Below are 15,138 nucleotides of genomic sequence, written 5' to 3'. Positions count from 1 at the left end.
ACCAGGGAAACGAAGGTGAGAACCGGACCTCCGGACCGGTAGGCTGGACCGTTGTGATCACCGCGACCGACCTCGAAGTGCGCGCCGGCGTCCGCACCCTGCTGACCGCGCCGGGCGACCAGTTGCGCGTGCAGGCGGGCGACCGGATCGGCCTCGTCGGCCGCAACGGCGCCGGCAAGACCACGACGATGCGCATCCTCGCCGGCGAGGGCGAGCCCTACGCGGGCAAGATCATCTCCTCCGGCGACGTGGGATACCTGCCCCAGGATCCGCGCGAGGGCGACCTGAACGTGCTCGCCAAGGACCGCGTCCTCTCGGCCCGCGGCCTCGACCAGATCGTCGCGCAGATGGCCAAGCAGCAGGTGCGCATGGGCGAGCTGGTCGGCGACGAGCTGGACACCGCGGTCCGCAAGTACGGCAACCTCGAGGAGCGCTTCTCCTCGCTCGGCGGCTACGCCGCTGAGTCCGAGGCCGCCCGGATCTGCAACAGCCTCGCGCTGCCCGAGCGGGTGCTCGAGCAGCCGCTGCGCACCCTCTCCGGCGGTCAGCGCCGCCGCGTCGAGCTGGCGCGCATCCTGTTCGCCGCGTCGGACGGCTCCGGCGGCAAGTCCGACACCACACTGCTGCTCGACGAGCCGACCAACCACCTCGACGCCGACTCCATCGGCTGGCTGCGCACCTTCCTGCAGAACCACGACGGCGGGCTCATCGTGATCAGCCACGACGTGGACCTGCTCTCGGACGTCGTCAACCGCGTCTGGTTCCTCGACGCAGTGCGCGGCGAGGCCGACGTCTACAACATGGGCTGGAAGAAGTACATCGACGCCCGCGCCACCGACGAGCAGCGCCGGCGCCGCGAGCGCGCCAACGCCGAGAAGAAGGCGGGCGCCCTGCGCGTCCAGGCCGCGAAGATGGGCGCCAAGGCGACCAAGGCCGTGGCCGCGCAGAACATGCTGCGCCGCGCCGAGCGCATGATGAGCGAGCTCGACGACGTGCGCGTCGAGGACAAGACGGCGCGGATCAAGTTCCCCGCGCCGGCGCCCTGCAGCAAGACGCCGCTGATGGTCAAGAACCTCACCAAGACCTACGGCTCGCTGGAGATCTTCACGGGCGTCGACTTCGCGATCGACAAGGGCTCGCGCGTCGTCGTCCTCGGGCTCAACGGCGCGGGCAAGACGACCCTGCTCAAGCTGCTCGCTGGCGTCGAAACGCCGGACACGGGCGGGCTCGAGCCCGGCCGCGGCCTGAAGATCGGCTACTTCGCGCAGGAGCACGACACCCTCGACGACGAGGCGTCCGTCTGGGACAACATCCGGCACGCATCGCCGGACGCGGGGGAGCAGGACCTGCGCAGCCTGCTCGGCGCGTTCATGTTCACCGGCCCGCAGCTCGAGCAGCCCGCGGGCACGCTGTCCGGCGGCGAGAAGACCCGCCTCGCCCTTGCCGGGCTGGTCTCCTCGGCCGCGAACGTGCTGCTGCTCGACGAGCCGACCAACAACCTGGACCCCGTCAGCCGCGAGCAGGTGCTCGAAGCGCTGCGCTCCTACGAGGGCGCCGTCGTCCTGGTCACGCACGACCCGGGCGCCGCCGAGGCGCTCAACCCGGAGCGCGTGATCCTGCTGCCCGACGGCACCGAGGACCACTGGAACGCCGAGTACCAGGAGCTCATCGAGCTCGCCTGACCTCGGTGCCCGACGGCGCCGTTGTGGACGCCCGTCAGGGGAGGATCGAGTCGACGTAGCCGCCGTCCACGCGGACGGCGCCGCCGGTGGTCGCCGAGGCGAGCGGCGAGCTGAGGTAGACCACCATGTTGGCGATCTCCTCGGGCTCGATGAGGCGCTGGATCAGCGACTGCGGGCGGTGCAGGCGCATGAACTCGCGCTGCGCCTCTTCCCACGGCAGGTCGCGGCTCACGAGCTGGTAGACGAAGTCCTCCACGCCGCCGGTGTGCGTCGGTCCGGCGATGACCGAGTTCACGGTGACCCCGGTGCCCGCGGCCGCCTTGGCGAAGCCGCGGGACGCGCCGAGCAGCGCGGTCTTCGAGACGCCGTAGTGGATCATCTCGGCGGGGATGACGATCGCCGAGTCACTGGCGATGTTGAGCACGCGGCCCCAGCCGCGGTCGATCATGCCGGGCAACAGCAGCCGGGTCAGACGCACTGCGGCGAGCACGTTGACGTCGAAGTAGCGGCGCCACTCGTCGTCGGTGACCTCGAGCGGGTCCTCGGCGCCGAACACCCCCAGGTTGTTGACCAGCACGTCGACCACGCCGAGTTCGGAGACCGCGTGCTCCGCCTCGACCTCGACGGTGACGTCGGCGACGACGGGCACGAGTTCGGCGCCCGGCACCTCCTCCCGGATCGCGGCGATGGCACCGTCGACCCGGCCCTCGGACCGGCCGTTGATCCCGACCCGCGCTCCCGCCCGCGCCAGGCCCACGGCGATGGCGAGGCCGATGCCCTGGGTGGATCCGGTCACGAGGGCGGTCCGCCCGCTCAGGTCGATACGCATGCTTTCGACACTAGCCGCGGGACGGTCAGGCGCGCTCCGCGTAGACGAGGTCGTTGTTCTCGTAGCCCATCGGCGGGCCGATGAACTTCCCGCCGCAGGTGACGAGGATCAGCGTCTCCGGGCCGTCGAGCCGGTTGAGATCGTCGGTCGGGAGGACGCCCTTGTGCACGGATGCGGTCCGGGTGACCCGGTAGGCGACCTGTGCGCCGTCCTTGCCGGTCAGCGTGACGGAGTCGCCCCGAGCGAGTCCGGAGAAGCGCTTCGCGTAGCCCGCGCCCTGCCGGGCGTCGTCGACGTGCCCGGTGACGACGACCGAGCCGGCGCCCGATCCCGGCAGCGCGGAGTCGACCCACCAGCCGAGCCGGTTCACGTCCGTCGGCGGATACAGGGCGCCCTGGGAATCGGTGGCGACGGCATCGATCGGGGCCTGCGCCCCGTCGACGGTGACGGCGACCGGTGTGGTCGGCTCCGCCGCCGTCGCGCTCACCGGGGGCCGCAGGTCGCTCTGCGCGCTCGGGTTCGACGACGGTGCCGCCGCCGTCCCCTCGACGGTGCTCCCGCAGCCCGCGAGGGCGAGCACCGCCGCGGCGGCGACGAGGAGCGAGGACGTGCGGCGCGGCATCAGAGCGTCCGTCCGGACGGGATCGACGCGATCGGGACGCGGACGCCGGGGTTACGGACCACCGGGCCGGCGCCGATCTTCGAGTTCGTCACGCGGACGAGGAACTGCGGCGTCAGGCGCACGTCGAATGCGACGGCCGCGGCGTCGCGGACGTAGCCCGCGGGGGCGGCGGTCTCGATGGCGCGGTAGCAGCCCGACGGCAGTGAGAAGGCGGCGACGCCGTTCTCGCCGGTGGTCACGGCGCGGACGGCCTCATCGGAGCCGCAGCGGGCGATGACGAAGGACGCGCCCGCGAGCGGGGCACCGGTGACGCGGTCGGTCTTGACCAGGGTCCCGTTGGTCTCGACCTCGCCGGGCGGGATCGTGACGCCGCAGCGGAAGCGGAAGGCGAGCCGATTGACACCGTTGCCCTCGACGCGCGAGTAGGCGTTCGGGCCGAGCAGCACGCAGGAGGACGGCCACGCGGTGGGCACCACGCTGACGCAGTCGCGGGGGAAGGCGCCCCCTCCGTTACCGGCGCTGTCGGTGCGCGCACCGCCCAGCGGCCGCCAGGAGTCGCACTCGGCGACCGCGTACTCCGAGGCGACGCCCCGGCCGTCCTGGTCGCGGGCGGCGACCGTGAAGCGGACGGTGCGGTTCGGCGGCGGCGTGGTCGACGTCGGCGGGACGATGCCGCCGCGCTCGAGGCTGAAGATGAAGTCGACGCGTCCCGAGGTCGACGTCCTCGTCTGCACCGACGGTGAGACGAGGTGCCAGTTGGTCGGCACGTTCTCCATCGTGGCGCGGACGCAGGGCCCGGTCACCGTCGTCGCTCCGCCGTGCGACAGCGTCGCCGCCGGGCCGCCGGAGCAGCCCTGGACGCGGACCGTCGCGCCGGGGACGCCGATGCCCTGCGTCTTCGCGTCGATGATCTGCACGGCGCCCACGGTGAGCCGCCCGGGTGGTCCCTGCGGCGGCGTCGTGGTGGTCGGCGCCGGCGTGGTCGGGAGCGTGATGGTCGGCGACGGGGTGGTCGCCGGGGTGGTCGGTTTCGGTGCCGGGGTGGTGGTCGTGGGGGTCGGTGCCGGCGGCGTGGTCGTCGTGGTGGTGGCGGGCGCCGGGGTGGTGACCGGTGCCGGGGCCGGCGTCGTCGGTTCGGCGCTCGCGACGGCGGGCATCAGCCCCAGCATCGGGATGAGCACAGCTGGTAGCGCCAGCGCGCCTCGGATCCGGTTCCTCCGGGTCGTGTTCCGCATCGCGTCCTCCTCGTGGTGATTCCCCCTGCGGCGATGTCCGCCGACATGAGGGAATCGCACGGCGACGCGGATTCCGTTAGCCGTGTTACGCGATCGTTATGGCCCGCTCCACGGCCGCGAGCACCGCCGACGCCCCGTCCTCCGCAGCGATCGCCCTGCTCAGGGCGCCCGCGGCGGCGCGATACCGAGGGTCGTCCACGGCGGCACGTATCGCGTCGGCGAGGGGGGAAACCGTGACCTTCGTCCGCGGGATCGGGGCGGTCGCCGCGCCCAGGGCGTGGATCCGGTTCGCCCAGAAGAACTGGTCCGCGCCGGGCGAGGGGAGCGGCACCGTCGGGATGCCGGCGCGGAGGGCGGACGCGGTGGTGCCCGCGCCGCATGAGTGCACGACCGCGGCGAGGCGCGGGAACAGCCACGAGTACGGGGCGGCACCGACGTTCAGGACGCCGTGGCGGTCCGGGACGCGAAGCCCGGCGCCGCCCGACTGGACGATGCCGCGCACGTCGGCGCGGGTGAGAGCCTCGTCGAGGACCGCGGAGAGGCGGTCGCGTTCGGCGGCGGGGACCATGAGGGAGCCGAGGCCGACGAGGACGGGCGGCGGACCGTCGGCGAGGAAGGCTTCGAGATCGCCCGACGGTGCCCATCCGTCCGGCTCGGGGGACCACCAGTACCCGGTGACGTCGATGCCGGGGCGCCAGTCGGCGGGCCGGGGCAGGACGGCGGGTGACCAGCCGCCGAGGATGGGCTGCTGCGCCGCCGCGCGGTCCCGCCGGAGCCGGCGGGCGGAGCGCCGCGGGAGCTCGAGATCGCGGCGCAGGTCGGCGATCACGCCGTTGTACAGAGTGTCGACGGTGCGCTCGGCGGCCCGGCCCGCCGCGAGATTGAGCGCACCGCCCATCGACCGGGCGGCCATCAGGCTGGGCGGGAACGCGCGCGTGGCGGAGATCGGCTGCAGCCGCAGCGGAATCCCCGGGGCGCCCCGTGCCTCCGCGAGCGCCTGGCCCGCGGGTTCGGCGAAGGGCGTCATGAGCACGACGTCCGCGGGGACGTCGTCGACCGCGTCGAGGATGTTCCGGCTGAGCTGCCGGATCCCCGCGGGCTTGACCAGCGCCATGGCGTCCCCCAGGGAGGGCTCGCCGGACGGTTCGCCGAGGTCGAGGTCGATCGTGCGGGCATCGAGGCCGAGGGCTGCGGTCTCGTCGGCGAGCTCGGTGTTGGTGGTGATGGTGACCGTGTGGCCGGCGCGCTGCAGGCGCAGTCCGAGCCCGGCGAGGGGCGTCGTGTCGCCGCGCGAGCCGTACGTGGCGATCAGTAGGTGGGCCATGGTGTGCCTCGATTCGATGGGGTCAGGGTGCGCACGCGCGGAGGAAGGCGTCGACGAGGTCGTCGGCGTAGCCGTCCAGATCGAAGTAGGGGTCCACGATCCGGCTGAACATGGCGTTGCCGATCGCCCCGCGGACGGCGGAGGCGATGGACGCGGGGTTGATCGGACGGAACTCGCCGGTGTCCACGCCCTGCCGGAGGATGGCCTCGAGCTCGACGCGCCCGCGGGCGTCGTCGTGCTCGGTATCGACGGGCAGGTCCCACAGGCGGATGCCGCCCTTGCCTCGGAAGCCGTTGCCGATCTCGGTGATCGCGACCTGGTGCGCGGGGTGGGTCGCGAGGTAGCCGAGGTGCGCGCGGATGTGGGCCTCGAGCTTGCCGCCGGCCGTCGGGGCTGCGTCGACCGCCGGGACCATGACCTCGAACAGGGTGCGGTAGCACTCGGAGACGACCGCCGCGATGAGGGAGTCCTTGTCGCCGAAGTGGTAGAGCACCACGCTCATCGCGACGCCGGTGCGGTCGGCGATCTTGCGGACGGAGGCCTGCGCGTAGCCGAGCTCGGCGATGGCGTCGATGGCGCAGGCGGTGATCTGGGCGCGCCGGGCCTGCTCGGTGAAGGTCTCGGTAGATCGCATGATCTAACTATAGATCACTTGATCTAGCTATGTCAGAGGAGCCGGTCCGCCGGCGACGTAGCTCCCGACGGTTCCACGTAGTACTCGGTGCCGACCAGCGGTGCGAGCACCCACGCGGGCAGGTGGAGCACCAGCCGCAGGATCCGCGCGACGGTCCCCGACTTCGCGATCTCCGACCGGTGGGCGGCGAGCGCGCGCTGCTTGGCGGCGACGTGCCGGCGCACGTCGACGCGGTGCGTGATCTGCGCCGCCGGCGTGAACCAGGTGCGCGCCTGCTCGAGGTGGCCGGGTCGCAGGAACCGCAGGCGGACGGCGATCGCCAGGACGCGCAGGATCGACTCCCGCGGCGCGGTCGCCTCGGCGAGCCGGACGCCGGTGAGTTCCGCTGCGCGGCGGGCGATGTGGTGCACGGCGAGGTGGTCGCGGTGCCGGTACCCGCCGGCCTCGTCGGAGCCGAGCAGCAGGTCGGCGGATACCTCGCGCAGGATCGCCGCGAGCCGCTCCGCCGGTTCGTCGACGCCGGCACGGACGAGCCGCACCCGGCCGGGCGGGTCCGGGTACAGCTCCCCGCCGTGGCCGCTGTCGGCGTAGCCGAGCCAGCGCACCTCGTGGACGCCCAGTTCCGCGGCGGCGGCTGACAACTCGTCGAGCCGTCGTCGGGGCTCTGGCTCGTCGTCGCCGCGCATCATCCCGTCGGTGGCGACCACGATCACCACCCGGTGTCCCTCCGCCGCGAACCGCGCGAGCGTGCCGCCCGCGAGCAGCGTCTCGTCGTCCGGGTGGGCGTTGAGCGCGACGACCGAGGCCATGCGCTCTGTATAGCAGTTCCGCGGCCGCCGGGCCCGCCGCCGGTCCGCCACCGCCGGGTGGCGGGCCGGTGACGGGCCGCCGGCGGTCAGGCGTCGCGGAGTTCGCGGCGCAGGATCTTCCCGGTCACCGTCTTCGGCAGCTCCGCGACGATCCGAACGTCGCGGGGGTACTTGTACGCGGCCATCCGCTCGCGGCAGTGCGCGATGAGCTCCTCCGGCGCGGCCTCGGCGCCCGGCATGAGGCTGACGAAGGCCCGCACGGTTTCGCCCCGGACCTCGTCGGGGACGCCGACGACGGCGGCCTCGCGGACAGCGGGGTGCTCGGCGAGCACGTCCTCGACCTCGCGCGGCCACACCTTGTACCCGGAGGCGTTGATCATGTCCTTCTTGCGGTCCACGATGAACACCCAGCCGCGCTCGTCCATGAAGCCCACGTCGCCGCTGTGCAGCGCGCCGCCGGGGAGCCCGGCTGCGGTCTCCTCGGGTTTGTTCCAGTACCCCGCGACCACCTGCGGCCCCTCGGCGACGATCTCGCCGATCTCCCCGAGCGGGAGGTCGGCACCGTCGTCCCCGACGATCCGCACCGCCGTCGACGGGGCCGGCAACCCGACGGACAGCGCGCCCGAGTTCGGGTCGACGGGGATCTCCACGCCGAACGGCGAGACCGTCATCGGGCTCGTCGTCTCGGTGAGGCCGTAGGCGTTGTGCAGCGGCCGGCCCGTGGCCTCGGCGAAGCGCCGCGCGGCCGTCGGGGAGATCGGCGCGCCGCCCGAGTACACCGACGCGAGCGAGGCGAACGCGTCCCGGTCGTAGTCGGGATGGTTGAGCAGCGCGTTGAACGCCGTGACCGCGCCGATCGTGCAGGTGGGGCGGTGCTCGCGCATCGTCTCCAGCATCACCGCGGGGTCGAAGCGGTACGCCAGGATCATCGGCATCGGGGCGAGCATGCTCAGCGCGATGTGCCCGATGAGGCCCGTGATGTGGAACAGGGGAGCGATCGCCAGCACCGCCGCGTCGGGGCCGGGCGCGAACGTCGCCGCGTCCCGGTAGACGGTGGCGGTGAAGACCACGTTGCGGTGGGTATTGATCGCGCCCTTCGGCTTCCCGGTGGTCCCCGAGGTGTAGGTGAGGAAGGCGGTGTCGCCGGGCCCGGGGGAGACGGGCGGTGGCACCTCGCCGCGGTGCTCCTCGACGAACTCCAGCAGGTCCTTCGCGCCCTCCGGCGTCGCCCGGCGGGGTCCGGGGAACAGCCGGGGATCGGCGCGGGTCTGCAGGTCGAGGCCGCTGGTGGTGAGCACCGTGCGGACCGCGGTGCCCGGCACCACGTCGCGCGCGACGTCCTCGTACAGGTCGTCGAGCGCGAGGAGCGCGGTCGCGCCGGAGTCGAGGAGCAGGTTCTCGAGCTCGCGGGCGCGGCTCATCGGGTTGATCGACACGGTGCACCCGCCGGCCTTCCAGGCCGCGACCATCCCGATCACGAACTGGGGCACGTTCTGCAGGTAGAGCGCGAGCCGGTCGCCGGGCGCGAAGCCCTCCGCGAGCAGTCCGGCCGCCAGCGCGTCCGTCAGCGCGTCGAGCTCCCGACGGGTGATGGTCCCGTCGAAGTAGCGGATCGCCGCCTGGTCGGGATGGCTCGCGACGCCCGCTCGGAACATGTCGAGCGCGCTGTCGAAGGCGATGTCCACCTCCGCGGGCAGCGACTCGTACCGGCCCACCCAGGGGCGCTGCGCGGATCCCGTCACGGTGCTCACTTCACCACGACCGGGTTGACGGGCGCGCCGCTGCCCTGCGCGATCTTCAGTGGGGCGGCGGTGTACATGAACTCGTAGACGCCGTCGGCGGCGCAGTCCGCGGCCAGGGCCTCGAGGTCGGTGATCTCCGTGAAGACCACGCCGAGGTTGCGCATCAGCGCGCAGTGCAGGGTGAGCGCGACGCCGTTATTCTGGTCGGTCGTCACCTCGTTGGCGATGGTGTCGGTCACCAGGTTGGGGATCTCGTTGTCGGCGAACCACTGCACCAGTTCTGGGCTGTACTGCAGGCCGGGCTCGCAGAAGCCCTCGTAGAAGGCGTCGCCGAGCTCGAAGAAGAGCTGCAGGTAGTTGGTGCGGATGAGCAGCACGTCGCGCGGCCGCAGCTGCACGCCCTGCGCGGCGGCGCACGCCTCGAGGTCGGTGTGGTCGAAGGTCTCCGCGGTGTCGAGGTGCTCCTTGCCCCGGAAGCGCGCCATGTCGAGCAGCACGCCGCGGCCCACCACGCCGCGCTGCGCGATCGGCTCCACGCTCGCCACGTCCATGCCGCCGACCGTCGTGCGGGCGTCGTAGCCGTTCCACAGCTTGCCGTCGAACCAGACGTGGCCCAGCGCGTCGTACTGCGTGGACCCCTGCAGGAAGGCGTCGATCTTGTCGTCGGCGTAGTGCAGGCCGCCGGGGAACTGCGGCGCCTCCGCGCCGTCCCAGCTCGCCTCGTCCATGATCTGCGTGCGCACCGCGGGGCTGCGGCCGGGCCACACCGGGTCGCCCTTGGGGTCGCCGATCAGTCGCTGCAGGGTGAAGACCTTGCCGCTGCGCACCAGCGCCGCGGCGGCGACGGCCTGCTCCGGGCCGAGGTAGTTGAGTGAGCCCACCTCGTCGTCCGGGCCCCACTTGCCCCAGTTCGACGGTGCCTGGGCGAGCAGGTCGCCGAGGTCGGGCGCGGTCACGGTCTGTTCGGTCATCGGTCCTCCTGGTTCGACGGTGCGCCGGGCTCGCCCGGCGGTGACGCGTGTCACAATCGAAGGTAGGAAGCGCGCGGCGGCGGGACGTTCGCCCGCGCGCACGGTTCTTTCGCGCAGGCGCACGCGCCGCGGGAGGGGAGGAGCAGGGCGTGCCGTACACGATCGACGGCCTGGTCACCGGGTCCGAGCGGCGCCTCACCGGTTCCCGCGCGCACGGAGCGTGGCGGGATTGGTGCAGCGGCGTCCACGGCGAGTTCGACATCTCCTTCGACGGCGACGGCTACCGCGGCGACGTGCTGCGCCAGCGCACCGAGGAGTACCAACTGGTCTCCTGGACCAGCCAGCGCGAGCACGTGCGCCGCGACGCCCGCGGCATCCGCAACGACCCGCGCGGCCACTACGAGCTGTTCATGCCCCTGAAGGGCGCGCTGCACGTGGGCGGCGACGTCACCGAGAGCGCGCTGATGCCGGGCGAGATGGTGCTCGTCTCGATCGATTCGCCGTTCGTGCTCGCGCACGAGGACGACGCCTCCGCGCTGGCCCTGCTCATCCCCGAGCACCGGGTCTCGCGGACGCTCGGCTCGGTCGCCAAGGAGGGCGTGCGGCTGCGCGGCGGCCGCGGGCTGGGCCGGGTCACCCGGGACCTCGCGGCGGCGCTCATCGACGAGCGGGAGCAGCTCACGGCGGCGGAGTTCGACGCCGCCTGCGACCGCGCCGTGGACCTGTTCTGCCTCGCCGCCAGCGGGGAGGCCGACGGTGCCGGCGCCGCCGACGACGACGTCCGGGCCGCGGTGCTCCGGCACGTGCGCGCCCACGCCACCGAGCCGGACCTGAGCCTGGCGGGCGTCGCGGCTGCCGTCGGCTGGTCGGCGCGGCACATCCAGGCGGTGCTCTCCCGCACCGGCGAGACCTTCTCCGACGCCGTGCGCGGCGAGCGGCTCGATCTGGCCCGGGACCGGCTCACCGATCCGCGGTGGGCCGCTCGCGGGATCGCGTTCATCGCCGACTCCGTGGGTTACGGCTCGGCGAGCGCGTTCAGCACCGCCTTCAGCCGGCGGTTCGGGCGCTCGCCGCGGGCGCACCGAGCCGGCGCCGCCGACTGACGCACGCGACCCGCGCAGCCGCCGGGGGCGGCGGACCGGTCAGCGTGACGGGGCGAGCTCGCCGAACGTCGCGTACCGGGCGTCCGAGCGGGCACCGTCGGGCGTGACCTGCTTGTCCACCAGGATCACCTGCCCGATGAAGGGCTCGACGATGCCGACCATGCGGATCGGGGCGGCGATGAGGAGCTGGAAGCCGAACTGCTCGAACGCCCGCAGCGACTGCGCCGAGAAGCGCTCGTCCGACTTGCTGAAGGCCTCGTCGAGCATGAGCGGCGCGAAGGCGGGCTCGTTCGATCCGTCGATGCCGTGGCTGCCCAGGGCGAAGCTCAGCGCCGCCGCGAGGCAGAACGCGACCAGCTTCTCCTGCTCGCCGCCGGAGTTGGTGGCGGTGTTGCGGTAGGTGACCACCGCGGGGGCGTCCGGCTCGGCCCCGACGGCGTTCTCCTTGCCGTAGAAGGAGTAGCCGGTGCGCACGTCGAGGACGTTCTCCGTCCAGCGGCGCGACTCGGGGTCGTCGCCGGTGAGGCGCAACACCAGGCCGCGGATGCGCTTGAACTGCGCCGCCATCGCGGCCGGCTCGGCGCGCTTCGCGGCGGGTGCGTCGCGCACCATCTCGTCGACCAGCTTCGCGAACTCCGTGGCCTCCGGCGTGGGCCGGGCGGCGTACGCGATCTGCAGGTAGGTGCCCTCGTTGAACTCCACCCGGCGCAGGCCCGCGTTGACGTCGGCGATGCCGCGAGTGATGGCCCGGTGGGTGTCGTCGACCTCCTTGAACAGGTTCGACACCGAGTGGCTGACGTCGGTCGTGATGAGCCGGCGGAACTTCTCCGTGGCGGCGGCGAGGCCGTGCGCGACGAGGTTCTCGTGCACCGCGACGAAGTCGGGAGCGGAGGCGGCATCGGCGGACAGCTCCGTCGAGGCGTCGGGCCACTCGCGCAGGAACTGCTCGGCGGTGCGGACGATGCGCGCCTCGGCGGCGTCCCGCTCGGCCGTCGCGGCGGCCTGCTGGCGCTCCAGCTCGGCGCGGAGGTCGGCGCGGACCTCGCCGAAGGAGTCGAGGGTGAGCCGCCGGGGCTTCGCCTCGTCGGCGGTGAGCAGGTGCCACAGGGCGGTCGCGAGGAAGTCCTCGTCTTCGCTCGTCAGCTTCGGGGCGCTCTCGGCGTCGATCTTCTCGAACTCGGCGAGCAGATCGTCGAACTCGGTGCCGGCGCGGTTCATCGTCTCGGTGAGGGCGCCGATGCGGGTCTGCGCCTCGGCCAGCTCGCCGTAGGCGTTGTCGGCCTGCAGCTCCAGCTCCCCGAGGTCCGCGTTGCCGGAGCGGGCGTCGGAGATCCGGTCGGCCAGCTCCTCGGCCTCGGCCTTCGCCGCCCAGTGGTCGAGCTCGGCCCACGACGTGTAGCCCAGCACGCCGGCGGCGCTGTCGGTGACGGCCTTGTGCTCGGCGAGGTCGTCGCGCAGTGTCGCCGACGCCTCGGCGGCCTTGGCGTGCACGGCGGCCAGCTCGTCGCGGCGGCGCTGCAGTGCCTCGCGCTTGCTGCCGGTGTTGGTGCCCAGCACCCACTGCGAGCGGTCGGCGACGGCGCGGCGGTCGTCCTTGCGGAACCGGCCGCCCGCGTTCTTCACCAGGCCCTCGGCGGTGACGGCCTGCTCGTGGCGCTCCAGTTCGGCGGGGGAGTCCACGCAGGTGTGCCGCGCGGCGCGCGCGACCGCGCCGGACAGCCATCGTCCGGCCTCGGTCGACGTGTCCACCGTCAGCTTGGCGGCCAGGGAGCCGGGATCCGGGCGGGTGGGGTCGGCACCGTCGACCACCTGGTACGTGAGCACGCCCTGGACGCGGTTGGCGTTGACGTGGTCGGCGACGGCGCGCTGGTGCTCGGCGGGGACCAACAGCGTCGTGGCCAGCGGGCGCAGCACGCGCTCGGCGGCGCCCGCCCAGGTCGCCTGCTCCGCGGGCCTTACGTCGATCAGCTCCGCCGCGTACGGAAGTTCCTCCGCGGGAACGCCGGTGGCGCGGGCGATCACGTCGCGCTGGTCCAGCAGCGCGGGCGGCAGCAGCGAGGCGCGGCGGTCGAGCACGGACAGCTCGTCGTCCACGGACTCGACGGCGCGGCGCGCGTCGGACTCGTCCGTGTACGCGGAGTGCACGCGCCCCGCGAGGGCCTCGGCGGCCTCGGTCGCGCGGTCGCGGATGCCGGGGACCTGCTCGCGCAGCGCGGCGAACTCCTCCGCCGACTCCGGCGCGCGCTCGCCGAGCTTCTCGACCGCGGCGGCGAAGCGTTCGTAGGCGCGCTGGCGGGCCTGGGTCTGCAGCTCGCGCGACTGGAGCTCGGCCTCGAGAACGCCGACCTCGCCCTGCTCCTGCCGGAGCCGGTGCAGCAGGTCGTTGTAGCGGATCTTGCGCTCCTCGGCGCGGTCCTCCCAGCGGGCGATCTGCGCGTCGGTGCCGGCCCGCTCGCCCTCGATCCGGTCCATCTGCTCCTGCAGCAGCCGCAGCTTGTGCCCGCGCAGGTAGGACCGGACGGGCGCGCCGAGCAGGTCGGCCGCGCGGCTCGTCCCGACGGTGGCGGAGCGGTACTTCTCGTAGGCCTCCGGCATCGGCCGCAGCACCTTCTCCTGCGCCTCGGCGCGCGCGGCGGCCCGGTAGGCCTCGTCGAGCTGGGTGAAGTTCTCCACCAGGCGCTCGGCGCGGGCGTAGGTCTGCGGCCGGTCGAGCATGTACGTCCGGATGAAGGCGTCGAGGTCGCCGACGTTCTTCATGGCCTTGGCCTTACCGAGCAGCGCGAGCGCGGCCGAGGAGGTGCCGATGCCGACGCGGCGGCGCAGCGCGTCCTGATAGGCGGCCTGGGTGTCGAAGGACTCGACGCCGCTGTGCCGGGAGCGCCAGCCGCGGGTGTCGAAGCCGGCGGTCGCCCACTCCTGCAGGTCGAGCAGATCGAAGGCGCCCGAATGCAACTGGTACCAGGACTTGAGCGAGGCGCCGTCGGTGCCGCTGCCCGGGAACCACTTCACGGCGACGGCCGTGGTCACGTTGCCGGCGCCGTTGTCGTAGGTCGCGGCGACGGCAGACCAGGTGGCCGAATCGCCGCGCAGGTACTGGACCTTGGACTGCTGGTGCTCGTCGTCGTTGACCGACCACGCGCCGCGCACGTAGTCCGCCATGGAGCGGGCGGCGCGCTTGGCGCCCTTCGCCGTCATGTCCGCGGAGGCGTTGAAGGACTGGTCGTAGGTGGGCAGCAGCACCACCGAATGCGCGTCCATCAGCGAGCTCTTGCCCGAGCCCGACGGGCCGGTGAGGATCACGCCCCGCTCGTCGATCGGGAAGTCCTTGTAGCCGTCGAAGGTGCCCCAGTTCACCACCTGCAGGCGGGTGAGGCGGTACTGGCCGAGATGCTTGCGGGTCACTGCTGCTCCTCGGTCTCGTTCTCCGGCCGGCTCTCCGGTTCGACGGTGCCGTCCTCGCCGTCGTCGACGGGGGCCGCCGCCTCGCCCAGGTCCTGATCGGTGCTGGCGAGGTCGCGGTACGCGGCGGTGTAGAGGTCCACCTGCTCGGGGGTGAGCAGGGACGCGATCACCGAGTGCACGGCCCACCGGTCGCTGGTGCCGACGCGGCGGATCAGGCGGCGGGTCTCCAGCTGGTTGATCGCGGCGTCGGCCTTCTTCACGAAGCCGGCCTCGTCGGTGTCGCGCGCGGGTCGGAAGGTCAGCAGGTGGTCGATCATCTCCTGCCGCTCCACGACCGCCGTCTCGTCCGGGCTGGACAGGTGCTTGAGCCGCAGGAACAGCGCCAGCACCGAGGCGGCGAGCGAGAGGCTCTGCGCGCGCAGCAGATTCCGCTGCCGCGGGTCGTTCTCGCTGACCTGGCGCGTGAAGGCGTGCTTGGTCTCGCGGTTGATCTCCAGCAGGAGGTTCAGCTCGGAGAGCCTGCTGCGCAGCAGCGTCTCCTCGGCCTCGATCACGGCCCAGTTCTTCGACCGCGACGAGACGTGCGGCGCCGCGATCAGCTCCTGCAGCGCGTAACAGACCGAGTTCGGCAGCGCGGAGGTGTCGCCATCGAAGCGGGGCGCGGTGTCGGCGCCGCGCAGCGACTTGATCGCCTCGTCGTCGGCGATGCTGAAGTCGGCCAGGTCGATCTCGGGGAGCACGTCGTCCGCGATGTCCAGTGCGGCGTCGAGCGATTCGTCGGTCAT

Annotated in this window: 13 protein-coding genes; 3 read left to right on the top strand and 10 right to left on the bottom strand. The window is 72.9% G+C overall.

Going from position 1 to position 15,138, the window contains the following annotated elements; all coding sequences use genetic code 11:
* Positions 1-53 precede the first annotated feature (53 nt).
* On the top strand, positions 54-1,682 hold the full coding sequence (locus WFK95_RS07695) for an ABC-F family ATP-binding cassette domain-containing protein (RefSeq protein ID WP_259143356.1): 1,629 nt from the start codon (positions 54-56) through the stop codon (positions 1,680-1,682).
* 34 nt (positions 1,683-1,716) lie between these two features.
* On the opposite strand, the gene WFK95_RS07690 is transcribed toward WFK95_RS07695, so the two are convergent.
* Genes WFK95_RS07690 through WFK95_RS07680 form a run of 3 tightly spaced genes read right to left on the bottom strand, consistent with a single transcriptional unit; the run spans position 1,717 to position 4,050 of the window.
* The gene (locus WFK95_RS07690) at positions 1,717-2,511 is read right to left on the bottom strand and encodes an SDR family NAD(P)-dependent oxidoreductase (RefSeq protein WP_336670351.1); all 795 of its coding nucleotides are present in this window, start codon (positions 2,509-2,511) and stop codon (positions 1,717-1,719) included.
* A gap of 25 nt (positions 2,512-2,536) precedes the next feature.
* The gene (locus WFK95_RS07685) at positions 2,537-3,133 is read right to left on the bottom strand and encodes a class F sortase (RefSeq protein WP_224645108.1); all 597 of its coding nucleotides are present in this window, start codon (positions 3,131-3,133) and stop codon (positions 2,537-2,539) included.
* Complete coding sequence (locus WFK95_RS07680; RefSeq protein ID WP_336670350.1) at positions 3,133-4,050, bottom strand: prealbumin-like fold domain-containing protein; 918 nt, start codon at positions 4,048-4,050, stop codon at positions 3,133-3,135. Before WFK95_RS07680 ends, WFK95_RS07685 begins: the two co-directional genes overlap by 1 nt.
* 10 nt (positions 4,051-4,060) lie before the next feature.
* Between WFK95_RS07680 and WFK95_RS07675 the strand changes: the two genes are divergently transcribed.
* Complete coding sequence (locus WFK95_RS07675; RefSeq protein WP_336670349.1) at positions 4,061-4,387, top strand: hypothetical protein; 327 nt, start codon at positions 4,061-4,063, stop codon at positions 4,385-4,387.
* 66 nt (positions 4,388-4,453) lie between these two features.
* On the opposite strand, the gene WFK95_RS07670 is transcribed toward WFK95_RS07675, so the two are convergent.
* The 5 genes from WFK95_RS07670 to WFK95_RS07650 form a co-directional block, all read right to left on the bottom strand.
* Complete coding sequence (locus WFK95_RS07670) at positions 4,454-5,692, bottom strand: glycosyltransferase (RefSeq protein ID WP_336670348.1); 1,239 nt, start codon at positions 5,690-5,692, stop codon at positions 4,454-4,456.
* A gap of 22 nt (positions 5,693-5,714) precedes the next feature.
* On the bottom strand, positions 5,715-6,326 hold the full coding sequence (locus WFK95_RS07665) for a TetR/AcrR family transcriptional regulator (RefSeq protein WP_224645111.1): 612 nt from the start codon (positions 6,324-6,326) through the stop codon (positions 5,715-5,717).
* 32 nt (positions 6,327-6,358) lie between these two features.
* Entirely contained in the window at positions 6,359-7,135 is a 777-nt protein-coding gene (locus WFK95_RS07660; protein WP_336670347.1) for a PIG-L deacetylase family protein, read from the bottom strand.
* A gap of 86 nt (positions 7,136-7,221) precedes the next feature.
* Entirely contained in the window at positions 7,222-8,877 is a 1,656-nt protein-coding gene (locus tag WFK95_RS07655; protein WP_336670346.1) for an AMP-binding protein, read from the bottom strand.
* A gap of 5 nt (positions 8,878-8,882) precedes the next feature.
* The gene (locus WFK95_RS07650) at positions 8,883-9,848 is read right to left on the bottom strand and encodes a cyclase family protein (RefSeq protein WP_336670345.1); all 966 of its coding nucleotides are present in this window, start codon (positions 9,846-9,848) and stop codon (positions 8,883-8,885) included.
* 149 nt (positions 9,849-9,997) lie between these two features.
* Here WFK95_RS07650 and WFK95_RS07645 point away from each other — a divergent pair, with 149 nt between their 5' ends.
* The gene (locus WFK95_RS07645) at positions 9,998-10,951 is read left to right on the top strand and encodes an AraC family transcriptional regulator (protein ID WP_224645115.1); all 954 of its coding nucleotides are present in this window, start codon (positions 9,998-10,000) and stop codon (positions 10,949-10,951) included.
* 39 nt (positions 10,952-10,990) lie between these two features.
* Here WFK95_RS07645 and WFK95_RS07640 read toward each other — a convergent pair whose 3' ends face one another.
* The gene (locus tag WFK95_RS07640; RefSeq protein ID WP_336670344.1) at positions 10,991-14,353 is read right to left on the bottom strand and encodes an ATP-binding protein; all 3,363 of its coding nucleotides are present in this window, start codon (positions 14,351-14,353) and stop codon (positions 10,991-10,993) included.
* Positions 14,350-15,138, bottom strand: coding sequence for a DUF4194 domain-containing protein (locus WFK95_RS07635; protein ID WP_224645117.1), 789 nt, complete (start codon positions 15,136-15,138; stop codon positions 14,350-14,352). Before WFK95_RS07635 ends, WFK95_RS07640 begins: the two co-directional genes overlap by 4 nt.

This window comes from Tsukamurella sp. USMM236, from assembly GCF_037148755.1.
Taxonomy (GTDB): Bacteria; Actinomycetota; Actinomycetes; order Mycobacteriales; family Mycobacteriaceae; genus Tsukamurella.
The sequence above is the reverse complement of the archived record's forward strand: the minus strand, read 5'-3'. Positions and strand labels throughout refer to the sequence as shown.